21 protein-coding genes are annotated in these 21,149 nt (G+C 65.0%); 12 read left to right on the top strand and 9 right to left on the bottom strand.

Annotated features, from left to right (window positions below):
• Positions 1-140 precede the first annotated feature (140 nt).
• The gene (locus tag GGD66_RS13460) at positions 141-1,703 is read right to left on the bottom strand and encodes a hypothetical protein (RefSeq protein WP_183258018.1); all 1,563 of its coding nucleotides are present in this window, start codon (positions 1,701-1,703) and stop codon (positions 141-143) included.
• Between the two features lie 102 nt (positions 1,704-1,805).
• A complete protein-coding gene (locus tag GGD66_RS13455; RefSeq protein WP_183258017.1) occupies positions 1,806-3,296 on the bottom strand; it encodes a hypothetical protein in 1,491 nt (496 codons plus the stop codon).
• Positions 3,297-3,709: 413 nt separating this feature from the next.
• Between GGD66_RS13455 and GGD66_RS13450 the strand changes: the two genes are divergently transcribed.
• Positions 3,710-3,874: a Flp family type IVb pilin gene (locus tag GGD66_RS13450; protein WP_018317786.1), complete on the top strand. Its 165-nt coding sequence runs from the start codon at positions 3,710-3,712 to the stop codon at positions 3,872-3,874.
• Here the strand turns inward: GGD66_RS13450 and GGD66_RS41450 are convergent.
• Both GGD66_RS41450 and GGD66_RS13445 read right to left on the bottom strand, forming a co-directional pair.
• Positions 3,867-4,139, bottom strand: coding sequence for a hypothetical protein (locus tag GGD66_RS41450; protein WP_244550638.1), 273 nt, complete (start codon positions 4,137-4,139; stop codon positions 3,867-3,869). The two genes, GGD66_RS13450 and GGD66_RS41450, sit on opposite strands and share 8 nt — an antisense overlap.
• Before the next feature lie 3 nt (positions 4,140-4,142).
• Entirely contained in the window at positions 4,143-4,478 is a 336-nt protein-coding gene (locus tag GGD66_RS13445; protein WP_246788862.1) for a hypothetical protein, read from the bottom strand.
• 114 nt (positions 4,479-4,592) lie between these two features.
• On the opposite strand from GGD66_RS13445, the gene GGD66_RS13440 reads away from it, so the two are divergent.
• Positions 4,593-5,273, top strand: a complete 681-nt coding sequence (locus tag GGD66_RS13440; protein WP_183258016.1) for a TetR/AcrR family transcriptional regulator — start codon at positions 4,593-4,595, stop codon at positions 5,271-5,273.
• 152 nt (positions 5,274-5,425) lie between these two features.
• Here GGD66_RS13440 and pyk read toward each other — a convergent pair whose 3' ends face one another.
• Complete coding sequence (pyk, locus tag GGD66_RS13435; RefSeq protein ID WP_018317789.1) at positions 5,426-6,862, bottom strand: pyruvate kinase; 1,437 nt, start codon at positions 6,860-6,862, stop codon at positions 5,426-5,428.
• Positions 6,859-7,452, bottom strand: a complete 594-nt coding sequence (locus GGD66_RS13430) for a DUF1036 domain-containing protein (protein WP_018317790.1) — start codon at positions 7,450-7,452, stop codon at positions 6,859-6,861. The genes pyk and GGD66_RS13430 overlap by 4 nt, the downstream gene beginning before the upstream one ends.
• A 176-nt stretch (positions 7,453-7,628) precedes the next feature.
• Between GGD66_RS13430 and GGD66_RS13425 the strand changes: the two genes are divergently transcribed.
• The 3 genes from GGD66_RS13425 (at position 7,629) to GGD66_RS13415 (ending at position 8,985) form a co-directional block, all read left to right on the top strand.
• Positions 7,629-7,940, top strand: a complete 312-nt coding sequence (locus GGD66_RS13425; RefSeq protein WP_028140305.1) for a DUF1244 domain-containing protein — start codon at positions 7,629-7,631, stop codon at positions 7,938-7,940.
• A gap of 198 nt (positions 7,941-8,138) precedes the next feature.
• Positions 8,139-8,411, top strand: coding sequence for a DUF2312 domain-containing protein (locus GGD66_RS13420; RefSeq protein ID WP_014492426.1), 273 nt, complete (start codon positions 8,139-8,141; stop codon positions 8,409-8,411).
• Positions 8,412-8,559: 148 nt separating this feature from the next.
• Positions 8,560-8,985: a DUF1801 domain-containing protein gene (locus tag GGD66_RS13415; RefSeq protein ID WP_183258015.1), complete on the top strand. Its 426-nt coding sequence runs from the start codon at positions 8,560-8,562 to the stop codon at positions 8,983-8,985.
• 126 nt (positions 8,986-9,111) lie between these two features.
• Here GGD66_RS13415 and GGD66_RS13410 read toward each other — a convergent pair whose 3' ends face one another.
• From GGD66_RS13410 to GGD66_RS13400, 3 genes are all read right to left on the bottom strand, one after another.
• On the bottom strand, positions 9,112-10,716 hold the full coding sequence (locus GGD66_RS13410; RefSeq protein WP_409362368.1) for a DUF882 domain-containing protein: 1,605 nt from the start codon (positions 10,714-10,716) through the stop codon (positions 9,112-9,114).
• Between the two features lie 280 nt (positions 10,717-10,996).
• Positions 10,997-13,168 carry a murein L,D-transpeptidase gene (locus tag GGD66_RS13405; protein WP_183258013.1) on the bottom strand — a complete coding sequence of 724 codons (2,172 nt, stop codon included), beginning with the start codon at positions 13,166-13,168 and terminating at the stop codon, positions 10,997-10,999.
• Positions 13,169-13,515: 347 nt separating this feature from the next.
• Positions 13,516-15,012, bottom strand: coding sequence for a sigma-54 dependent transcriptional regulator (locus tag GGD66_RS13400; RefSeq protein WP_183258012.1), 1,497 nt, complete (start codon positions 15,010-15,012; stop codon positions 13,516-13,518).
• 127 nt (positions 15,013-15,139) lie between these two features.
• On the opposite strand from GGD66_RS13400, the gene GGD66_RS13395 reads away from it, so the two are divergent.
• The 7 genes from GGD66_RS13395 (at position 15,140) to GGD66_RS13365 (ending at position 21,054) form a co-directional block, all read left to right on the top strand.
• The gene (locus GGD66_RS13395) at positions 15,140-17,047 is read left to right on the top strand and encodes a M3 family oligoendopeptidase (RefSeq protein WP_092254731.1); all 1,908 of its coding nucleotides are present in this window, start codon (positions 15,140-15,142) and stop codon (positions 17,045-17,047) included.
• 77 nt (positions 17,048-17,124) lie between these two features.
• On the top strand, positions 17,125-17,391 hold the full coding sequence (locus tag GGD66_RS13390; protein WP_092254734.1) for an AbrB/MazE/SpoVT family DNA-binding domain-containing protein: 267 nt from the start codon (positions 17,125-17,127) through the stop codon (positions 17,389-17,391).
• Positions 17,388-17,774: a type II toxin-antitoxin system death-on-curing family toxin gene (locus GGD66_RS13385; RefSeq protein ID WP_092254737.1), complete on the top strand. Its 387-nt coding sequence runs from the start codon at positions 17,388-17,390 to the stop codon at positions 17,772-17,774. The genes GGD66_RS13390 and GGD66_RS13385 overlap by 4 nt, the downstream gene beginning before the upstream one ends.
• A gap of 97 nt (positions 17,775-17,871) precedes the next feature.
• Positions 17,872-18,024 (top strand): aa3-type cytochrome c oxidase subunit IV, encoded by a 153-nt coding sequence (locus GGD66_RS13380; protein ID WP_018317799.1) that lies wholly within the window; start codon positions 17,872-17,874, stop codon positions 18,022-18,024.
• 137 nt (positions 18,025-18,161) lie between these two features.
• The gene (locus GGD66_RS13375) at positions 18,162-19,289 is read left to right on the top strand and encodes a Re/Si-specific NAD(P)(+) transhydrogenase subunit alpha (RefSeq protein WP_092254740.1); all 1,128 of its coding nucleotides are present in this window, start codon (positions 18,162-18,164) and stop codon (positions 19,287-19,289) included.
• Positions 19,290-19,300: 11 nt separating this feature from the next.
• On the top strand, positions 19,301-19,618 hold the full coding sequence (locus GGD66_RS13370) for a proton-translocating transhydrogenase family protein (protein WP_018317801.1): 318 nt from the start codon (positions 19,301-19,303) through the stop codon (positions 19,616-19,618).
• 38 nt (positions 19,619-19,656) lie between these two features.
• A complete protein-coding gene (locus GGD66_RS13365; RefSeq protein WP_018317802.1) occupies positions 19,657-21,054 on the top strand; it encodes an NAD(P)(+) transhydrogenase (Re/Si-specific) subunit beta in 1,398 nt (465 codons plus the stop codon).
• The last annotated feature ends 95 nt before the right edge of the window (positions 21,055-21,149 follow it).

Below are 21,149 nucleotides of genomic sequence, written 5' to 3'. Positions count from 1 at the left end.
AGGGGCGGGAGTCTAGTTCGGCGGTGGTTAAGGTCGCCTTGCCGCAACTGTTAAGGATCTAGGGCCCTCGGGCGATTGAGGGCGGAGGCGAACGGAATGGCGATGCCCGATTAACCATGCGGTGCAGCCGCGGCATCGGTCTAGGACCTGCGGCGGATCTTGTAGAGAACAAATCGTCCCGAGGTGTCCAACACCTCCAGCAGATCCGGCAGCGGGTTCGCGGCCGGCGGTCCGAGCACATAGAGATAGTCGTAGTCCCGGTACCAGGTGCGGATGAACGGCGGAACGTCCTCCGGCGGCTGTCTCGTTGCGATCGCCGCAAGCAGCTCCGACGGCACCGGTCCTCCGTAGGGAATGGCAAGGCGGCGCACGGCCTCGCGTGGCCGCACCGGCTGCTTGCCCGCTTCCGTGAAGAGGTTGGGCACGAACGCGTTGGCATAATGCACGGCCAGCGTCGGCGCATAGTACATCGGATACGAGGTGAGGTCGGCGAAGGGCGGATCACCATTGTCGCCCGTGCTGCCAACGAGAACGCGTGAGCCGCGCTCGATCTTCTGGAACGAGGCGATGATCGCCGCATAGTCGGCGCGGTAAGGCAGCCACACCGCGAAAACGACCGCGAGATTGATCAGTATGATGCTGCTGATCGCGGCGAGCGCAGCCGTTCTCCAGGTCCGGCTGGGAAGCGACAGCGAGCAGAAGGCCGGCAGGATCAGAGCTGCAGCGGGAATCACGCGAAGGTCGACGAACGAGGTTCCGAACAGCTTCGAGGGAATGACCAGGTAGAGCAGTGCAAAGCCGATCGCGAGCCAGAGGCCGGCCGGCTCGAGCTTGAGGACGCCGCGTCGTGCGGCGAACAGCAATGAGATCATCAGCGTCAGGCCGGTCGCTGCTGCAACCGTCAGATTGTAGCCGTTCATGATGCGCAGCGGCCAGATCGGCTTGAATCCGAGGAACCAGCTCGTCCCCTCGCTTCCGATCGAGCCCGCAGTCATTTGCATGATCCCAAACAACACGAGCGCCGGCAGGGCCAGCGCGACGAGTCGCGCGGCCACAACCCGGTAGGACGCTCGCTGCTGACGGATGCGCGAGAGCTCGTAGAGGCCAAGCGTCGCGCCGTAGATACCGAGGGAGAAGAAATGCGCCGCATACAGCGCAGCGACGAACAGCACGTTGGCGACGAAACGCAGCGGCCATGGGGCTTCGGCCAGCATCAGGTAGATTGCGATGCCCCAGAGGGCGAGGCCGAGGCCAAACTCGAAATTCACGAAGCCCCAGCTGAACGGCAGACAGTAGAGGAAAGCGAGCGCAGCGAAGCCGGCAAGATGAACCCGTCCCTTTCGGGCCCATTCGAGCAGCAGCGCGCCCCCGACGATCAGCAATTGGCTCAGCAGCAGAAACAGCCGTGTGGCGTGCTCGACGCTCATCAGCCGCGCCAGCTGCGGCACCAGCAGATCCATTCCAAGGTTGGGATAGAAGGCCCAGGCCACCTCGTAATACGGATTGGCGTCGGGGGTGCCGTTCCGGCTCAGAATGTACATGCGGGCGAGGTGATTGGGATAATCCACCATCGCAGGAATGGGGGTCAGCAGCACCGGAAGAAAGGAGACCGCCGCCAGCACCGCAAGAACGGCGATCGCAAGGGACCGCTCCGAGCCGAGCCGAGCCGGGATTGTCAAAGTCGGCCTGTCAAAAGAAGACATGTCGCGGGATCGCCGGGGTTTGAGCGTGGTGTGCCAGGTCGCGTCCACGTCGTCTTTGGAGGGACATCTCACGGTTACGAGTACGCGCCCTCAAGGAGGTTCTCACTTCGAAGGCGTCGCGGTCGCGCTGTCCGCATGGTCTCGCACATGGATCACCGCGATGTCGTCCGCATAGATCCGCTTCCAGCCCTTGAGCTGGTCGAGGATCTGCGGGCCCGGCGCATCGGCAACCAGCAGCGTCGCGTCGATCTTGTACTCGTCGAGCAGGCGCGGCAGCAGCTCGGGCTTCTTGCCCTCCGTCGCCTTGAAGAAGTCCATGACGAATTTCTCGCCATAGAGCTCGGCACGGCCGTCAACGAAGACCGGAATATCGCGCGAGATCAGATAGCCGCCGAACTGATAAGCATTGAAGATGCGCTGCATCTTGCGTTGCTCGAGCACGTCGACGGCCGCAACCGGCGTGTGCGTCGTCGTGAAGGTGAAGCGGTGGTGCGCCATGTAGAGCGACGTCGAGGTCCAGCTCGCCACCACGATCATCAGCGCGCCAAGCGCGGTGACATAGCGGGCGGGCCAGCGCCCGGCACCGGCGGCGTCAGGCGCCGGGCGCGGGAACATCTCGCCGAGCGGCTTTGCCAGCACCAGCGGCACGACGAACGCAAATGCCTCGATGCTCCTGACATGGGTCAGCGCGCTCCAGGTCAGGAACAGGATCAGGAAGATCCGGGGCGCCGACAGTACCAGGCCGCGATAATAGCCGAATGCGATCAGGCCGAGCAGGGCGCCTTCGAATGGGGTGAACGTGGAGAAGTTCGCGGGCATCCATTCGAAGATCAGCGACAGCAGTTCGCCGAGGCCGAGAATATTGGTCGCGCCCAGCAGCGTCCGCCAGCCATACGGCGTGCAGCAGCTCGCGATCAGAGCGCCGATTCCGAACAACACCCAGCGCATGAACAGCTGGAGCCGTCGTCCCTTCTCGGCGTGCTCGACAGCCTCGAGCGCGATCGGGCCGATCAGCACGAGGCCCAGCACGAAGCCGCCATGCAAATTCGCCCAGAGCGCCATCAGCGGCAGCCAATACCAGGACGGCGCGCTCTTGCGGTCGGCAGCTGCCATCAGCAGGCCGACCCACGCCACCATGACGGGCAGCGCCAGGATATGCGGCCGCGCCAGCACGTGATGGGCCGACAGCAGCAGCGCCAGCATCGCGAACAGCACTGCGCGTGGTGCCTCGATCTGAGCATCGAGCAGATAGACGAAGATCGCGACCGTGACCGCGACAGCGACCGCGGTGAGGATGACGGGACCTGCCCAGTCCCATTGCGCATGGGAATAGGCGAACAGCACCTGCGACAGCCACGACGTCGAGATCCATGGCGCGCCCGTCCGTGTGAACGAATAGAAGTCGGTGGTGGGCATGGCGCGGTGATCGAGGATCCATTGCCCGATCTTGACCTGCCAGAACGAGTCGGAGTCCTGCAGCCGGGTGTCGCCGAGATAGAGGAAGAACAGATAGACGCCGGCACCGACACACAGCGGCACCAGGGCCCTCGCGCGGCTCTGCGCCGCGATGCTGTTCGCAAAGGAAAGGGACATGCCGCCTCGTCGTCCTGTTGTTCTTGTCGGTCGGGCATGATCCGGACCCGGCGGGCCGCGTTGGCGCAAAGAGGTGCGGTTTCCGAGAAGATCATGCTCGAGCAATCACCTGAAGCGCGATGAACGATTTATCTCATCGCGCGCCAGTCCGAGCGGGCGGCATTGGACCACGGGCGGTCATAACTTCGGGTAAACCGGCAGGCCACGCCGGTTTCAGGTCCCGACAAATTTAACAGATTGTTTTAGATTTCAATTTACCATCGGCGAATACACACGAACCGCTCGGTGTTTACGCAGTCGAATTAACTGCGGCGCAATTCTTTGCCTCTACGTTCGGTTCCATGGTCGGGCGGCGCTGGGAAGCCGAAAAGACCAGATCAGTTGTAGCCTCGTGTACTCATTTGGAGCACTCTATGAAGAACCTCGTTGCGCGTTTCCTCAAGGATGAATCCGGCGCCACCGCCATTGAATACGGCCTGATCGCTGCCGGCATCGCGCTGGCGATCATCACCGTCGTGAACAATCTCGGCACCACGCTGAACACCAAGTTCACCGCGATCTCGACCGGCCTCAAGTAAGACCGGACGAACTGCGAATTTCTGAGAGCCTCGTCGCTGACGGGGCTCTTTTCTTTTGGGCGAGGCCGGCAAGGGCCCTAACGAAGCCGGCGCTGCGGACCCACACGCCGTAACTCCGGTCGAGATAGAATTTCGCGGCCCAGATCGAGACTGCGGCGAGCGCGGCGCCGGCAGCGACGTCGGTGATAAAATGCGCACCGATCACCGGCGTCGCCGCGATCATCAACAGACTGAGCACGGCCACGATGCCGCCGATGCCACGCACCGGCTACAGCGCCCACATATAGAGCACAGCCGACGCCGCGTGAAAGCTCGGAAACGAGACGATGCCGGACAGAGAGAACAGCCGGCAAGCTCGCCTTTGACGAGCCGGTGGCCATAGGCGGCCCACGAGTAGCGCCGCGGCGATCGCCAGGGTCACACCGTAGGCGACCGGCTCGAGACTCAGTCCGGTCGAGGGGAGGCCGAGCGCCAGCAGGGTGGCCATCCCGAGAATCGGAAACCAGTTGAGGTGGAAAAGCTGCCAGGCGGTCCGGGAGTCCGTGTCGAGCATGGTGCGCGTTTGCGGCGCGGCCTCTCCGGTGGCGCTCCCACGCATTTGCATCTTGTCATCCCGCCTGAATAGTTGTTCAGTCCTTGCGGGGCGATTTGCATCTTTTGCGTGACGAAGCGTTTAGCCGCAGGGCGTGCGGCAGGCGTGTGGGACAGGAAGCGCGCCATGGTTTATCGGCGGACGCATCAAGTGGTGAAGCGCCTTGCGGCGCGGCGCAGTGCGATCTTGACGGCGGCACGGGAGACTGCAGCGGAAGGCGGGATGGCGGCGGTGCAGATCGCGCCGGTCGCAGTCCGGGCCAATGTCGCAGCCGGCACGGTCTACCGCTACTTCCCCTCCAAGGCCGAGCTGATCTCCGAGCTCATTGCCGAGGTCTCCCGCGATGAGCTCGCGGCGATCCGCCGGGCGGCCGATGCCGCGCCGGGGCCGTCCTCGGCGCTGGCGGCCGCCGTCACCACCGTGGCGGTCCATACCCTGTCGCAGCGGCGGCTGGCTTGGGGCATTCTGGCCGAACCCGTCGATGTCGATGTCAGCGCCTCCCGCCTTGCCAGCCGGCGGGAGATTGCCGGCGAGATTGCCACCCGGATCGACGCCGCCGTGCGTGCCGGTCACCTGCCGGCGCAGGACACCGCACTCGCTGCCACCGCCTTGCTCGGCGCGCTGCATGAGGCCCTTGTCGGGCCGCTCGCGCCTGACAATCTCGATGATCCCGTCAAGATGCGCGATGCGGTGCAGACCGTGACGCTGCTGGCGCTGCGTGCGGTCGGCGTCATGGACGCCCGCGCCCGGGGTCTGGTGGTGCAGCAGACGCTGCTGCCGACCGCGAAGGCGCTCGTTGGGGCGTGAAATCGCGGTGCGGACGAAGTGGCCGGCCTGACAGCGCTCAGCTGGTTGACTGAGCGAGCCTTTTCGCAAAACCGCAGCAGGCTCGCCGGACCCTCCGGCTACTTTGCATGGGGTTGTTTTTCGATTTTTTTGCTTGGCGCGCTCTGGCGGGCCTACATGATCGCGTCGCCCTCGGGGCCGACCGAGGCGATGCGCACCATGTTGGTGGTGCCGGGGATGCCGAGCGGCACGCCGGCGACGATGATCACGCGCTGGCCGGCGCGGACGAAACCGTCCCGGAACGCGATCTGGCCGGCGCGGCCGACCATGTCGTCCTGGTCGCGCGCGTCTTCCGCCACCACGCAATGCACGCCCCAGACCACCGCGAGCCGTCGGCCGGCGGTGATGTTCGGCGTGATCGCCACGATCGGCGGCTTCGGCCGCTCGCGCGCCACCCGCACTGCGGTCGAGCCCGATGAGGTCCAGCAGATCAGGGCGGGCAGGTCGAGCGTCTCGGCGATCTGCCGCGCGGCGTCGGCAATGGCATCGCCCGCGGTGGATTCCGGCGCGGGGCGCTGCGCGGTGAGCACGGAACGATAAATCGGATCGCGCTCGACCTCCTCGCCGATGCGGTTCATGGTCGAGACCGCCTCGACCGGGAATTTGCCGGCCGCCGATTCCGCCGACAGCATGATGGCGTCGGCGCCCTCATAGACGGCGGTGGCGACGTCGGAGACTTCGGCGCGGGTCGGCACCGGCGACTGGATCATCGATTCCAGCATCTGGGTTGCGATCACCACGGGCTTGCCGGCACGGCGCGCCATCCGCGTCATCTGCTTCTGCAGGCTCGGCACGCGCTCGAGCGGCAATTCGACGCCGAGGTCGCCGCGCGCCACCATCAGCGCGTCGGAGGCCTCGATGATGTCGGCGAGACGGTCGATCGCCTGCGGCTTCTCGATCTTGGCCATGACCGCGGCGCGGCCACGGATCATCTTCTTGGCCTCGATCACGTCGTCGGCGCGCTGCACGAAGGACAGCGCGATCCAGTCGATGCCGGTGACGAGCGCCGCCTCGAGGTCGGCGCGGTCCTTCGAGGTCATGGCGGAGACCGGCAGGTCGGTGTCGGGCAGGCTGACGCCCTTGCGGTCGCTCATCTTGCCGCCGACCACGACCCGCGTCACCGCGTGCTCTTTCGAGGTCTCCTCCGCGATCAGGCGCACCTTGCCGTCGTCGAGCAGCAGCGCGTGGCCGGGCCGCAGCGCCGCCAGGATTTCCGGATGCGGCAGGTGGACGCGCGTGGTGTCGCCGGGGGCCTTGTCGGAATCCAGCGTGAAGGTCTGGCCGTTCTGCAGCTGCACCGAGCCTTCGGCGAAGGAGCCGAGCCTGAGCTTCGGGCCCTGCAGGTCGACCAGGATGCCGATCGGCCGGCCATAGCTGCTCTCGACGTTTCGGATCGTCGCCACCAGCTCCCGCATCTTGTCATGCGGGGTGTGGCTCATGTTGATGCGAAACAGGTCGGCGCCGGCCTCGAACAGGCGGCGGATCATCGCGAGGTCTGAAGAGGCTGGGCCCAGGGTCGCGAGGATCTTGATACGGCGAAGACGCCTCATGGCTTATTTCCAGACGGGGGCGAGGGAGCTGGCGGGAGGCCAGGCGGGGCGGGGGGCGTACCACCGGGCGGGCTATTGGGCAAACCCGGAACCCCGCCCGGGCCAACCGGACCGGGGAGGCCGGGTACGCGTTGCTGCGCCGGCTGTTCGTTGGCATCGGTAAGCTGCACTGTCCACGCCCGCTGCTCACCGGTATCGACCTCGAAATAGCCGGTCCGGTCATAGCCGCGCGCGAGGCAATCCTCGGTGCCGCGGATGGTGAACTCCTTGTCGCGCGAGCACATGAAGGCCTGCCCCGACCACTCGCCGCCGCGGTCATAGTCGATGGCGTAGATGTAATAGTAACGGGCGACCAACGTTCCCCGCAGCAGGGTCTCGCAGGAGCGGGACGAGATGTTCCACCAGCCTTCGGTGGTCCAGCCCTCGGCGTCCTTGTAGCCGAGCGCAATGCCGACCCGGCTCGACGTGTTGTTGCAGAGACGGAAATCGGCGGAGGCCGGGCTGCTCCACAAGCACAGCAGGCCAATCGCCAGCACCGGGACCAACCGGACGAGCATGCGAAGGGGGGAGCGGGGAGATTCGGCGATCATTGTCGCGGAAGCTATATCAGATCATTGACGATTTGGCGTAGGGGCCGGGGAACTGCCTCAAGGCCGGGTTCGGGTCGGTTTGCGCCGGGATATGGCAAAATCTGTGACAGGACCCACCTGATCCCGTAAGGGTGACCTCCATCGGGTCAGGCCCAAGGGGATACCAGGATACAGCCATGGCAATCGACGACAAAACCAGAACGGAGCTCGAGGCGGCCGCTTTCCGCCGTCTGGTCGATCATCTGAAGTCGCGGACGGATGTCCAGAACATCGACATGATGAATCTGGCTGGCTTCTGCCGCAACTGCCTGTCCAATTGGCTCAAGGAAGCCGCCGACGCCCAGGGCGTCGCCTTAAGCAAGGACGAGAGCCGGGAGGCCGTCTACGGCATGCCCTACGAGACCTGGAAGTCGAAATACCAGGGCACGGCCACGCCAGAACAGCTCGAGACGATGAAGAAGGTCCATCCCCACGGGCACGGGCACTGAACGGCCCGGGCGCGCGCCTCGCCTGAGTCGCACCACACAACAGCTTTCTTGGCCTCGCCGCAGGAAGGTGTGGGCGCGCTGTGGACGAGCGCGATGCTGCCTTGAACGCCGTCGGTACCAACCCTAAGGGTCTACCAGCACGCGCGGTGAGGGATGCCGGCGTCACCTCGTTTTGCCAGTTCCATTGGGAGTACCTAGATGGCCACCTCCGCCGCCGTCCGCGACGACGAGCCCGCGACGAAATTTGCCAAGGACCAGCTCAAATCCATCATCGAGCGCATCGAGCGGCTGGAGGAAGAGAAGAAGGCGATCTCCGACGACATCCGCGACGTCTATGCCGAAAGCAAAGGCAACGGCTACGACGTCAAGGCGCTGCGCACCATCGTGCGCATGCGCAAGCAGGACCCCAACGAGCGCGCCGAGGCCGAGACCATCCTCGAGACCTACATGCAGGCGCTGGGCATGCTCTGAGGCGTTAGCGCCTCAAGCACGACTGCCGTAGCCCGGATGGAGCGACAGCGAAATCCGGGCTCTCGCAGTGTGAAAGCAATCCCCGGATTGCGCCGCGCTCCATCCGGGCTACAAATTGCGCGTGTTTCGTTTGCGAACGGAGTCGCGAATGACTGCGCCACCGCTGCCGCGCGAGGTGAACCGTGCCTTCGGCGCTCTTCCAACGCCGATCGGCAAGCGGCTGCTTCAGGTGCGTGCGCTGATCTTCGCGACCGCCGCGGCGCATGAAGAGGTCGGCCGGCTCACCGAGACATTGAAATGGGGCGAGCCGGCTTATCTGACCGATCAGACCGGCAGCGGCTCGACGATCCGGCTTGGCCGCGTCAAGGACTCCGCACACGCCGCCATCCTGTTCAATTGCAAGACGACGCTGATCGATAGCTTCCGCGAACGCTTTCCCGATCAATTCGAGTACCGGCAGACGCGGGCGTTGCTGTTGCCGGTGGCGGGCCGGCTGCCAAAGCGGGAATTATCCGTCTGCCTGTCGCTGGCGCTGACCTATCATCTGGACCGGCGAGCGAGGAAAGCGCGGTAGGACGCCCTTGTAGCCTGGATGGAGCGAAGCGTAATCCGGGGCCGTCGTTGCTCGTGGCGCGATTCCCGGATTGCGCTGCGCTCCATGCGGGCGACGAGACTGAATTCGTGGAGGTAGCTCGGCGCCTCAGCGCAGCGCGGCGGTGCGCATGACGAACGACGTCGTCTGGAGCTTCGCGGTCGCGCTGCCCGAAAAACTGTCGCAGGACAGGCCGTGCATCGGGTCGTCGACAAAGCCCATCGCGATCACGGCCTGCGGCTTGACAAAATAGCCGCGCAGCGCCGCCGTATCGAGCTCACCCATCAGCGTGACCGACATCGCGCGGCTGGCGCTCGGCGACAGCATCACGATCTTGAGCCAGATGCTCTCGCTCTTGGCAGCGGAGAGGCGGGTCGCGGTCGCGACCGCGCCGTCGACGCTCTTGCCGACCACCGTGTTGATTTCGGTCGCCTGAGCGATGTTGCGCGACGCGGGACGGGCCGAGCGCGGAATCGGCGCGGAGGCGGCGACGACATTGGCGCGATCGACCGGGGAGGCGGCAGGCGCAAAAGCCAGCGCCTGAAGGGCGGCGTTGGACACGCTCGCGGTCGGTTGCGAATCGGTGGCGGCGGCAAGGGCCTGGCGGGCCTTCAGCGCAGCGATTTGCGCTGGCGTCGCCTGCTGCGGCGCGGCCGGGATATCATCCCAGAAGCCGCGGGCATTGATGATGTCGGCCGGGGTCTCCGGCTTGCCGGCAGCGGGCTTGTCGGCCACCGGCGCGGGCTTCGGCTTGGGCGGTGCAACGAGCTGCGCATCGGCCGAGGCGAGCTGGATCGCGGTGGGGATCTGCGGCTTGGCACGCGGCGTCGGCACCGGTTCGGCGGGCTTGGCGGCGGCTGCGACCACGGTCGGTGTCGCCGGCTTGGCGGCCGGGGCGGGCGCGCCCTCGTCGTCCTCGTCGCTGCTGGCGGCCGGAGCGGCGGACTTGCCCTTGAACAAGGCGGCGAAGAAGTTCGGCTTGCTGCTGCTGGAGTCGTCGCCATTGCCGCGGCGCTCGATCTCGGCCTTGGCGAGCTCATAGTTCTTCAGCGGCACGCCGTCGGTCGGCAGATGCACCGTCTTTCCGTCCGGGAAGACTCGGGCGAGCTGGTCATGCGTCATCCGCGGCCAGTGCCGGACGCTGCCGGTATCCAGATGCACGAAGGGGGAGCCGGAGGTCGGATAGAAGCCGACGCCGCCCCGCTGGAGGCGCAGGCCGGCGAAGCGGATCTGCTCCAGCGCCACGCCCGGAATGTAGAAATCCATCGCATGGCCCAGCATGTGCTGGCTGGCGCGCGCCACACCCGAGGAGCGGCGGCGGAGCATGGCGTTGGTGGCGGGGGAGCGGTAGGAGGAGATGATCTGGATCGGCTGCTTGCCGTCGACGTCGCGGTAGACTTCCCAGAGGATATCGAAGAGGCGGCGGTCCATGACCGTCTCGTCCTGGGTGCGCCAGTCGCGCAGGAAGTGGTTGAGCTGCTTCAGCGCCGCTTCGTCATAGCGGCCATCGCGCTTGAAGGTGACGGTCAGGTCTTCGCCGGAATGGGTGTGGTGGAAGGAGAGCGTCTTGGTCTCGTTCAGCGCGGCGGCGTTATGAACCGAGCCTGCGCCCGCAAGCAGCAATACGGCAGCGAGGCCGATCCGCGAACCGGTCTTCACTCCCGCATGGGACAACGACAGCACAGCAAGTTGGCGTGCGAGACCAGTCAGCACGTATGAGCCCACCCAGTCGACGAGCGTTCAAATGGACTCTCCCGCCAACCCCGTAGCAGCGCGAAAGAGGATGAACGCTTTCTTAAAGCGAGAAGGTTAATTCGAGGTTGACCTTCCCGCCCCCAAACCAAGTCAGACTACAATCCTAACCCGTTGAGTGTGGCAAAAAAACGCCCGGTGCCGGGAGCCAGGTGGACAATGGTTAACGTTAAACGGCCCCATCCATGGGATGGGGCCGTTGATATCGTTGTGAAATTCGAAAAGCTGGGGTCCCGCAGGCTTACCGGGTGAACACCCGCTGCTGCTGGGGCCGGCGGCCGACCGGAGCCGGCGGGGGCGTCGGCGCCCCGCCTCCGAACAGCCGCTCGAAGAAGTTCGGGCCGGAGGACCCGAAGCCGCCGCCATTGTTGGCCACCGCCACGCCCGAGGGCAGGGTCGTCGCCGGGCGCGAATAGCTCGGCTGCGAGTGCGCAACGACGGCCTCGAGATCCTTGCCGCGGTTGTTCTTCAGGACGTTGATCATGGTCGCGTCGCGGCCATAGACGTCCTTGCGGAACTGCAGTTTGCCGGCATCGTCCACGAAGGCGGTCTGATAGGTGATGTTGACCGGGACCGGAGTCGGGAATTTCAGGTCGATCTCGCTCTTGCCGTACATGCTGCGCACGCGCTCGGGCGTGTACTTCTCGTTCGGCATGGTGATGTTGAGCAGCACGGACGCGTACTGATCCGGGTTCTGCACGCGCATGCAGCCATGGCTGAAGGCGCGATCTTCCCTGGCGAACAGGTTCTTGTCCGGCGTGTCGTGCTGATAGACCAGGAACTTGTTCGGGAAGTTGAAGCGGATGCGGCCGAGCGCGTTGGCTTCACCGGGCGGCTGCGAGATGTGCACCGAGCCGTCGCGGTTCTGTTCGAGCTTGAGGCCCATGCGCTGGAGCACGGTCGGGTCCTGCTGCAACGCCGGCAGGTACTCGTTGTAGACGATCGACGGCGGCACGTTCCAGGTCGGATTGACCGTGATGTACTTCATCGTCTCGGTGAGCAGCGGGGTCGCGTGCGTGCCTGGCTTGCCGGTGACGACGCGGGTGGTCCAGACCTGCTGGCCGCGCTGCATCACCTTCAGCGTGTAGTCGGGAATGTTGAGGATCACATAGGCATCACCCAGCGCGGGCGCGCCGAGATCGCGCGGCAGCCAGCGCCAGCGCTCCATGTTCACCAGCACCACGTCGATCTGCTTGTCGCGCTTCGGAGTGTTGAGCGCCTTGACCGTCTTGTCGTCGAGGATGCCGGTCGCCTTCATCTCGGCGCCGCTCTGGAATTTTCGCATGGCGCCCGCGACCGCTGCGTCATAGCGGGTGTCGCTGGCGTTCTCGGCAAGGCCGAGCTTGGCGCGGAGTTGCGGCACGCGCGGATCTTCCACGACGATCTCAGCCTGCTTCTTGCTGGCCGGGGTGTATTTCAGCGCCGGACCATCGGCGATCTCGATCACCGGGCCGCTGCCCTGACCGCGAAGCTCCGCGAGCTTGGCCTTCAGCTCCTTGTAGAGCTTGTGGGGTGGATTGTAGCTGTCGAGCGCCGCGGAGGCGTCCGTCGCGGTCGTGACCTTGGCGAGCACCTCGTTCGGGTCGACCGGATGCTCGGGATAGAGGATGTCGCCGCTGACCTGCGACCAGTGCATGCGGCCGCTCTGGGCCTGGCGCGCATAGTCGAACATGCTGGCGGTGAGCTTGAGCTCGGCATCGGCCAGCGCATCGGGCGTGCTGGCGCTGGCGAAGTCCGGCACCGGATAATCGGCGGGATTGAGGCCGTCGGACGCTGCGTCCTTCAGCCGCGCGATGACGCCCTTGGCCGCGGTGGTCAGGCTGCCGCCTTGCGTCCAGACCGGCGCGAAGTCCCGTGCGCCATAAAACTTCTCGATCGCCGCGCGCTCGTTCTTGCGATCGAAATGGCGCGAGGTCTTGGCGCCGATGATGTCCCTGAGCTTGTCGGCGACCGGCTGGTCGGCGGCGGGAACGTTGCTCGCAGCCTTCACGGGCTCGGCGGCAGGGGCCGCAGCCGTGGCGGGTGCCGCAGGCGCAGCGGTTGCGGGCTCGGACTTCGCGGTGTCGCTCTTCGGCGCCTCGGGCGCGGGCGTGGTGGCGACGTCGGACGGCTTGGTTTCCACCTTCTCGGGGGCCGGGGCCGGCACGACGTCAGCCCTTGCAGGCTCCTTCGCCGGCTCCTTGGCGGAATCCTGCACCGTGGCGGTGGTGTCGAGCTTGATGTCGGATGCGGTCGGGGGCGGGACGTTGGCCGGCTCGGGGCGCGGGATCGCGGCTTCGATCGCGAGCTCGGCGGCGCTGCTGCGCGCCTGATCCTGCGCCAGGGCCGAGCTGGCCGACACCGTGAGGAAGGTTGCCGCGACCGTCATCAAGACACGGTCGAAGCCCGCACGGTGGTTCAAACAGTCACGCATTGTGTCGCACCCCTCGGGTGAACTGTCCCTCGTGGAACAGCTTTGTTATCGCCTATTGAGCTTCGGCTAAATCGCGCCGGCCTCTCGAAAGTTGCACGCCTGCACGCAACGATTCATACGCAGACGATATACAGGCCCCGGTTTTGCAGCCAGCGCTAACCGGGACAACTCACGCCAAACTGACTTCAAGGGAGCCTCTTGGCAACGGATTGTGCGCCTGCACAGCGCGCTTTTCCCTGTGTCTGTCACTTCCAAGTCACGGTTCAAGAAGCAGTCGAATTCTGTCGTCATGCGAACGGCTTACAGCCGGTCTCGCATCGCCGCACGAACCCTCGTTCGCATGAGGCTCAGTGCGTCTCCTCGCCGCTTTTCCCGCCATGCCCGGGAACCCCGGCCTCGTCGAGTTTGCGGTAGAGGGTGGACCGGCCGATTTTGAGGCGGCGGGCCACCTCGGACATCTGGCCGCGGTAGTGCGAGATCGCGAAGCGGATGATCTCGTTCTCCATGTCCTCGAGTGCGCGGACATCGCCGGTGGGGGTCAGCATGGCCAGATTTCCCACAGCCGGGAGCGGCGCGATTGGTATTTCATTGCCCGATACCACCGAAGGGGTCGCCGCCGGCTCGAGCATCAGCGGAGCGGTCGGAATCTCGGTTACGGGATGCGGCTGCGAAGCGAGCAGAGGGAAGTCGCTGAGGCCGAGCTGGTCGCCGTCGCTCATCACCACGGCACGATAGACCGCGTTCTCGAGCTGGCGGATGTTGCCGGGCCAGTCGAGCTGGGCAAGATGGGCCATGGCCTCGCCGCTGATGCCGGTGATCGCGCGGTTCTCCTCGGCGGCAAACCGCGCCAGGAAATGCCGGAGCAGATGCGGGATGTCCTCGCGCCGGGCCCGGAGCGAGGGGATCGTCAGCGGCAGCACGTGCAGGCGATAGAACAGGTCTTCCCGGAAGTGTCCCTGTTTCACCCGCTCCAGCAGCCGACGATTGGTGGCCGAGACGATGCGGACGTCGACCTTGACGGGCTTGCGGCCGCCGACCGCCTCGACCGCGCCTTCCTGGAGCGCGCGCAGCAGCTTGACCTGCGCGGTCAGCGGCAGCTCGCTGACCTCGTCCAGAAACAGCGTGCCGCCATGGGCCTCGACGAACTTGCCCATGTGCCGTTCGGTCGCGCCGGTGAAAGCGCCCTTCTCGTGGCCGAACAGAATGGACTCGACGAGGTTGTCGGGGATCGCGCCGCAATTGACGGCGACGAAGGGCTTGGCCTTGCGCTCGCCACTGCCATGGATGGCGCGCGCGAACATCTCCTTTCCGACGCCGGACTCGCCTTCGATCAGAACGGGAATCGCGGAGTTCGCCGCCTTCTGCGCGGCGCGCATCACGCCTCCCATCGCCTCGGCGCGGGTGATGATGTCGGAGAAGGTCAGCCGGCCCTCGCGGCTGTGCCGGATGCGCTGCAATTCGCCCTTGAGCGCGGAGGCGTTGAGCGCGTTGCGCAGCGAGACCTGGAGCCGCTCCACACCAACCGGCTTGACCACGAAATCGGCCGCGCCGGCGCGCATCGCCGAGATCACGTTGTCGATGCCGCCATGGGCGGTCTGCACGATGACGGGGACGCTGAGACCTGCTTCGCGGATTTTCGCCAGCACGCCCATGCCGTCGAGGCCGGGCATCACGAGATCGAGGATGACGGCGTCGATGGCCGGCGCGTCCGGGGCGGTGAGGGCTGCGATCGCGGCGTCACCGGAGTCCACGACGAGCGTCTCATAGCCGCATTTCTGCACCATGTTCTCGACCAGCCGGCGGGCTACGGCGTCGTCGTCGGCGATCAAAATACTGGCAGCCATGGTGTTCCCCGCACGCTACTACTATCTGTCTCGAATCGGGGCACTCTGGCCGAAGCCGATTAACGCACTCTTAAACCTTGATGCCCCCGCCCGCCGTCGCGCTTGTTGAACACAGGTTTCCCACACAATGAATTCGCGCTCCAAGCCTGCTCTTAAAAAGTCCGCCCTCCACAAGCCAGCTGCCAAGACATCCGCCGCCAAGAAATCTACCGTCAAGACGAAGTCCTCCGGGTCTTCACGCGCAAAGCCTGCGAGCAAGACCGGCAAGCTTCCGGAGTGGAACCTTGCCGATCTCTATTCCGGGATCGATGCGCCGGAAGTGGCGCGCGATCTCGAAAAGATGGATGCCGACTGCGTCGCGTTCGAGACGGACTACAAGGGCAAGCTGGCGACAGGGACAGCAAACGAAGATGGCGGAAAATGGCTCGCGGAAGCCGTGCGACGCTATGAGGCAATCGACGATCTTGCCGGCCGGCTCGGTTCCTATGCCGGGCTCATCCACGCCGGCGACAGCGTCGACCCTGCGATTTCAAAGTTTTACGGCGATGTGTCGGAGCGGCTGACGGCGGCGTCCACGCATTTGCTGTTCTTCGCGCTCGAGCTCAACCGTGTCGATGACGATATTTTGAACCGGGCCATGCAAGCGCCCGAGCTCGCGCACTACCGTCCCTGGATCGAGGATCTGCGCAAGGAGAAGCCATATCAGCTCGACGACAAGCTCGAGCAGCTTTTCCTGGAGAAGGCGCAGACCGGCTATTCCGCCTTCAACCGGCTGTTCGACCAGACCATCTCCGGACTGCGCTTCAAGGTCGGGGCCAAGGAGCTGGCGATCGAGCCGACGCTCAATCTGCTGCAGGACCGCGACGGCGCCAAGCGCAAGAGCGCGGCCGAGGCACTGGCAAAAACCTTCAAGGCCAACGAGCGCACCTTTGCGCTGATCACCAACACGCTCGCCAAGGACAAGGACATCTCCGACCGCTGGCGCGGCTTCCAGGACGTCGCGGATTCCCGCCATCTCAACAACCGCGTCGAGCGCGAGGTGGTGGATGCGCTGGTCGCCTCGGTGCAGGCTGCCTATCCAAAGTTGTCGCATCGCTATTACGCGTTGAAGGCGAAGTGGTTCGGCAAGAAGCGGCTGGCTTATTGGGATCGCAACGCGCCGCTGCCGTTTGCCGCGACGGACGTCATCGGCTGGCCCGATGCGCGCAACATGGTGCTGACGGCCTATCGCGGCTTCTCGCCCAAAATGGCTGATATCGCCGAGCGCTTCTTCACCGATCGCTGGATCGACGCGCCGGTGCGGCCGGGCAAGGCGCCCGGCGCATTCTCGCATCCGACCACGCCCTCGGCGCACCCTTATGTGCTGATGAACTACCAGGGCAAGCCGCGCGACGTGATGACGCTCGCCCACGAGCTCGGCCATGGCGTGCATCAGGTGCTGGCGGCGAAGAACGGCGCGCTGATGGCGCCGACGCCGCTGACGCTGGCGGAGACCGCAAGCGTGTTCGGCGAGATGCTCACGTTCAGGCGGCTCCTTGCCCAGACCAAAAATGCAAAACAGCGCCAGGCGCTGCTGGCCGGCAAGGTCGAGGACATGATCAACACCGTGGTGCGGCAGATCGCGTTCTACTCGTTCGAGCGCGCGGTCCACACCGAGCGCAAGAACGGCGAGCTCACCGCGACCCGGCTCGGCGAGATCTGGCTGTCGGTGCAGGGCGACAGCCTCGGGCCGGCAATCGAGATCAAGGCGGGTTACGAGAACTACTGGATGTATATCCCGCACTTCATCCATTCACCGTTCTACGTCTACGCCTACGCGTTCGGCGATTGCCTCGTGAACTCGCTCTATGCTGTCTACGAGAACGCGAACGAGGGCTTTGCCGAGCGCTATCTCGACATGCTCGCCGCCGGCGGCACCAAGCATTATTCCGAGCTGCTGCGGCCGTTCGGACTGGATGCCAAGGACCCGAAATTCTGGGACGGCGGTCTCTCGGTCATCGCCGGGATGATCGACGAACTTGAGGCGATGGGCTGAGGCGGTGGGCGGCCCGTAAAACATTTGTTGAACTTCTGTTCGCCGGACGTTATACAGATGTATAACGAGGTGCGGCCATGAACGAGAAGGCGGACCCCAAGGACCTGAAGAGCGGCTCTACCGTGCTTCAGGTCCGCAAGATCGGCAATTCCATCGGCGTTATCCTACCGAAGGAACTTGCCGGTCGTCTGAATCTCAAAGAGGGCGACAAGCTGTTTCCGGTCGAGCAGTCGGACGGTGGCGTCTTGTTGACGCCGCATGATCCCGACTTCGAAAAAGCGATGGAGATCGCACGGCGAAGCATGAAGCGTTATCACAACGCCCTCGCCGAACTCGCCAAATGAGCGAGCCGTTCTGGCTGACGCGTCGGATCATCATTGCGATCCACGACGAACAACTGGCGATCCATGGCGGCGCAAGCGGCCTTCGAGATGAAGGCATGCTCGAATCCGCGCTCGATCGGCCCAGAAACAAATGGTCTTACGAGAGCGCCGATCTTCCCGAATTGGCGGCGGCGTACGCCTTCGGCATCGCGCGCAACCGTCCGTTCGTCGACGGCGATAAGCGCACGTCGCTGCTGGCGTTGTACACGTTTCTCGGCGTGAACGGCATCGACTTCGTTGTACCCGAGGCTGAAGCGGCAGCCATCATCCTGTCGCTCGCTGCCGGCGAGGTCAGCGAGGAGAACCTGACGCGCTGGATCCGCGACAATTGGGATTCCAAATGACCTGATTTGCAGGAAAACCGCGTCCCGGTGCCGTTGCCCTGCCCGAAACTTTGCGGTATCCCAGCCCAAGAATTCGACTTTCGACTGGGGACAATCCATGGCTGATCATAGCGAAGTGGCGTACAGCACCGCCGACGGCAACGACTACGTTGCTCACGAGCAGACCTACGAGGGCTTCATCAAGCTGGTGAAGTACGGCACGGCCTCGGTCGCGCTCATCGTGATCCTGATGGCGATCTTCCTGACCTGATCTGTCGGCAGCTGCCCACGCCAGCGGCAGCAGCTGCCCAGAATATTTGCATCCAAGCCGGTGCCAAAACCGGTATCGAACGCCGCGGGAGTAACGCTTAGTTTGCGCGCGCGCTGTCCCGCGCCGCCGGAGGACCTATGAAGATCGCCGTTGCCAAGGAAATCGATCCGCTCGAGCCGCGAGTCGCCGCTTCGCCCGATACGGTGAAGAAGTTCAAGGCGCTGGGCGCCGAGATCGCCGTCGAGCCGGGCGCCGGCATCAAATCGGGCCTGCCTGATTCCGAATTCACCGCCGTGGGTGCCACCGTCAGCGCAGATGCGCTGAAGGATGCCGACATCATCATCAAGGTGAAGCGCCCTGAAGCCTCCGAGCTCGCGCAGTACAAGCGCGGTGCGCTCGTCATCGCCATCATGGACCCCTACGGGAACGAGGCTGCGCTGAAGACGATCGCCGATGCCGGCGTCTCCGCCTTCGCGATGGAATTGATGCCGCGCATCACGCGCGCGCAGGTGATGGACGTGCTGTCCTCGCAGGCGAACCTTGCCGGCTACCGCGCCGTGATCGAGGGCGCCGAGGCGTTCGGCCGCGCCTTCCCGATGATGATGACCGCCGCCGGCACCGTGCCCGCGGCCAAGGTGTTCGTGATGGGGGTCGGCGTTGCCGGCCTCCAGGCGATCGCGACCGCGCGCCGTCTCGGCGCCGTCGTCACCGCGACCGACGTGCGGCCCGCGACCAAAGAGCAGGTCGAATCGCTCGGCGCGAAATTCCTCGCCGTCGAGGACGAGGAGTTCAAGAACGCGCAGACCGCCGGCGGCTACGCCAAGGAAATGTCTAGGGAATACCAGGCCAAGCAGGCCGCGCTCACCGCCGAGCACATCAAGAAGCAGGACATCGTGATCACCACGGCGCTGATTCCGGGTCGGCCCGCGCCGAAGCTCGTCTCCGGCGAGATGGTCAAGTCGATGAAGCCGGGCTCGGTGCTGGTCGATCTCGCCGTCGAGCGCGGCGGCAATGTCGAGGGCGCGAAGGCCGGCGAGGTCGTCGACCGCGATGGCATCAAGATCGTCGGCTACACCAACGTCGCCGGCCGCGTTGCCGCCTCGGCTTCCAGCCTCTACGCGCGCAATCTGTTCTCCTTCATCGAGACCATGGTCGACAAGAAGGAGAAGAAGCTCGCCGTGAACTGGGACGACGAGCTGGTCAAGGCGACCGCGCTCACGAAAGACGGCGCCGTCATCCACCCGAACTTCCAGCCGAAGGTTTAAGGAGACCCGCCATGGAGCATGCTGCACAGGTCGTCGACCCCTTCATCTTCCGGCTGTCGATCTTCGTCCTCGCCGTCTTCGTCGGCTATTTCGTGGTGTGGTCGGTGACACCGGCCCTGCACACGCCGCTGATGAGCGTGACCAACGCGATCTCCTCGGTGATCGTGGTCGGCGCGTTGCTTGCCGGCGGCGTCGCGAACGTCTCGAGTGGCTCGGGCTGGGCCCGCGCCTTCGGCTTTGTCGCGCTCATTTTCGCCTGCGTGAACATTTTTGGCGGCTTCCTTGTCACCCAGCGCATGCTGGCGATGTACAAGAAGAAGTCGAAGTAAGCGGCCACCTCGGGCTGAAGGATTAATGGGGACCTGAGATGAGCGCCAACCTCTCTGCATTTTTGTATCTCGTGGCGGGAGTGCTGTTCATCCTGTCGCTGCGCGGGCTGTCCAGCCCGGCTTCGTCGCGCCAGGGCAATCTGTTCGGCATGATCGGCATGGCGATTGCGGTCGCCACCACGCTGGCCAACCATCCGCCGGCAGACGGCCTCGCCTGGGTGCTCGTCATCGTCGGCATCGCCATCGGCGGCGCGATCGGCGCGGTGATCGCCCGCCGCGTGCCGATGACCTCGATGCCGGAACTGGTCGCCGCCTTCCACTCGCTGGTCGGCATGGCCGCGGTGCTGGTCGCCGCCGGCGCGTTCTACGCGCCCGAAGCCTTCGACATCGGCACCCCCGGCAACATCCATCCGCAGAGCCTGGTCGAGATGTCGCTCGGCGTCGCCATCGGCGCGCTGACCTTCACCGGCTCGGTGATCGCGTTCCTGAAGCTGTCCGCACGCATGAGCGGCGCGCCGATCATCCTGCCCGCCCGTCACATCATCAACATCGCGATTGCGGTGGCGCTGGTGTTCTTCATCGTCCGCCTGGTCCTCACCGGCGGCGCGCTCGACTTCTGGCTGATCGTCATCCTGGCGCTGGCGCTCGGCGTGCTCATGATCATCCCGATCGGCGGCGCCGACATGCCGGTCGTGATCTCGATGCTGAACTCGTACTCGGGTTGGGCTGCGGCCGGCATCGGCTTCACGCTCGGCAATTCCGCGCTGATCATCACCGGCGCGCTGGTCGGCTCCTCGGGCGCGATCCTGTCCTACATCATGTGCCACGCGATGAACCGGTCCTTCATCTCGGTCATCCTCGGCGGCTTCGGCGGCGAGACCGCGGCGGCCGGCGGTGGCGGCGGCGAGCAGAAGCCCGCCAAGCTCGGCTCGGCCGACGACGCGGCCTTCATCATGAAGAACGCCCAGAAGGTCATCATCGTGCCCGGCTACGGCATGGCGGTGGCGCAGGCGCAGCACGCGCTGCGCGAGATGGGCGACATCCTGAAGAAGGAAGGCGTCGAGGTGAAATACGCCATTCACCCGGTCGCCGGCCGAATGCCCGGCCACATGAACGTGCTGCTCGCCGAAGCCAACGTCCCCTATGACGAGGTGTTCGAGCTCGAGGACATCAACTCCGAGTTCGCGCAGGCCGACATCGCCTTCGTGATCGGCGCCAACGACGTCACCAATCCGGCGGCCGAGGAGGACAAGACCTCGCCGATCTACGGCATGCCCGTGCTGCAGGTCTGGAAGGCCGGCACCGTGATGTTCATCAAGCGCTCGCTGGCGTCCGGCTATGCCGGCATCGACAATCCGCTGTTCTACCGCGACAACACCATGATGCTGCTCGGCGACGCCAAGAAGGTCACCGAGAACATCGTCAAGGCGATGTAGCACGCGAAGGAAACGGACCGTGGCCATCAACAGGGATTGGCACCGGTCTCATCGCATGCCTCTCAAGGCGACGCGCGAGCAGCGCGTCGCATGGC

The organism is Bradyrhizobium sp. CIR48, assembly GCF_014198315.1.
Classification (GTDB): Bacteria; Pseudomonadota; Alphaproteobacteria; order Rhizobiales; family Xanthobacteraceae; genus Bradyrhizobium.
The sequence above is the reverse complement of the archived record's forward strand: the minus strand, read 5'-3'. Positions and strand labels throughout refer to the sequence as shown.

What these genes read in the sequence shown, in the direction of transcription:
- GGD66_RS13460 (WP_183258018.1), bottom strand. Translation starts at nt 1,703, where the DNA reads ATGTCTTCTTTTGACAGGCCGACTTTGACAATCCCGGCTCGGCTCGGC.
- pyk (WP_018317789.1), bottom strand. Translation starts at nt 6,862, where the DNA reads ATGAGGCGTCTTCGCCGTATCAAGATCCTCGCGACCCTGGGCCCAGCC.
- GGD66_RS13365 (WP_018317802.1), top strand. Translation starts at nt 19,657, where the DNA reads ATGAGCGCCAACCTCTCTGCATTTTTGTATCTCGTGGCGGGAGTGCTG.
- GGD66_RS13445 (WP_246788862.1), bottom strand. Translation starts at nt 4,478, where the DNA reads ATGCAAATGCGTGGGAGCGCCACCGGAGAGGCCGCGCCGCAAACGCGC.
- GGD66_RS13390 (WP_092254734.1), top strand. Translation starts at nt 17,125, where the DNA reads ATGAACGAGAAGGCGGACCCCAAGGACCTGAAGAGCGGCTCTACCGTG.
- GGD66_RS13420 (WP_014492426.1), top strand. Translation starts at nt 8,139, where the DNA reads ATGGCCACCTCCGCCGCCGTCCGCGACGACGAGCCCGCGACGAAATTT.
- GGD66_RS13455 (WP_183258017.1), bottom strand. Translation starts at nt 3,296, where the DNA reads ATGTCCCTTTCCTTTGCGAACAGCATCGCGGCGCAGAGCCGCGCGAGG.
- GGD66_RS13430 (WP_018317790.1), bottom strand. Translation starts at nt 7,452, where the DNA reads ATGATCGCCGAATCTCCCCGCTCCCCCCTTCGCATGCTCGTCCGGTTG.
- GGD66_RS13440 (WP_183258016.1), top strand. Translation starts at nt 4,593, where the DNA reads ATGGTTTATCGGCGGACGCATCAAGTGGTGAAGCGCCTTGCGGCGCGG.
- GGD66_RS13375 (WP_092254740.1), top strand. Translation starts at nt 18,162, where the DNA reads ATGAAGATCGCCGTTGCCAAGGAAATCGATCCGCTCGAGCCGCGAGTC.
- GGD66_RS13380 (WP_018317799.1), top strand. Translation starts at nt 17,872, where the DNA reads ATGGCTGATCATAGCGAAGTGGCGTACAGCACCGCCGACGGCAACGAC.
- GGD66_RS13405 (WP_183258013.1), bottom strand. Translation starts at nt 13,168, where the DNA reads ATGCGTGACTGTTTGAACCACCGTGCGGGCTTCGACCGTGTCTTGATG.
- GGD66_RS13395 (WP_092254731.1), top strand. Translation starts at nt 15,140, where the DNA reads ATGAATTCGCGCTCCAAGCCTGCTCTTAAAAAGTCCGCCCTCCACAAG.
- GGD66_RS13385 (WP_092254737.1), top strand. Translation starts at nt 17,388, where the DNA reads ATGAGCGAGCCGTTCTGGCTGACGCGTCGGATCATCATTGCGATCCAC.
- GGD66_RS13415 (WP_183258015.1), top strand. Translation starts at nt 8,560, where the DNA reads ATGACTGCGCCACCGCTGCCGCGCGAGGTGAACCGTGCCTTCGGCGCT.
- GGD66_RS13450 (WP_018317786.1), top strand. Translation starts at nt 3,710, where the DNA reads ATGAAGAACCTCGTTGCGCGTTTCCTCAAGGATGAATCCGGCGCCACC.
- GGD66_RS13400 (WP_183258012.1), bottom strand. Translation starts at nt 15,012, where the DNA reads ATGGCTGCCAGTATTTTGATCGCCGACGACGACGCCGTAGCCCGCCGG.
- GGD66_RS13425 (WP_028140305.1), top strand. Translation starts at nt 7,629, where the DNA reads ATGGCAATCGACGACAAAACCAGAACGGAGCTCGAGGCGGCCGCTTTC.
- GGD66_RS13370 (WP_018317801.1), top strand. Translation starts at nt 19,301, where the DNA reads ATGGAGCATGCTGCACAGGTCGTCGACCCCTTCATCTTCCGGCTGTCG.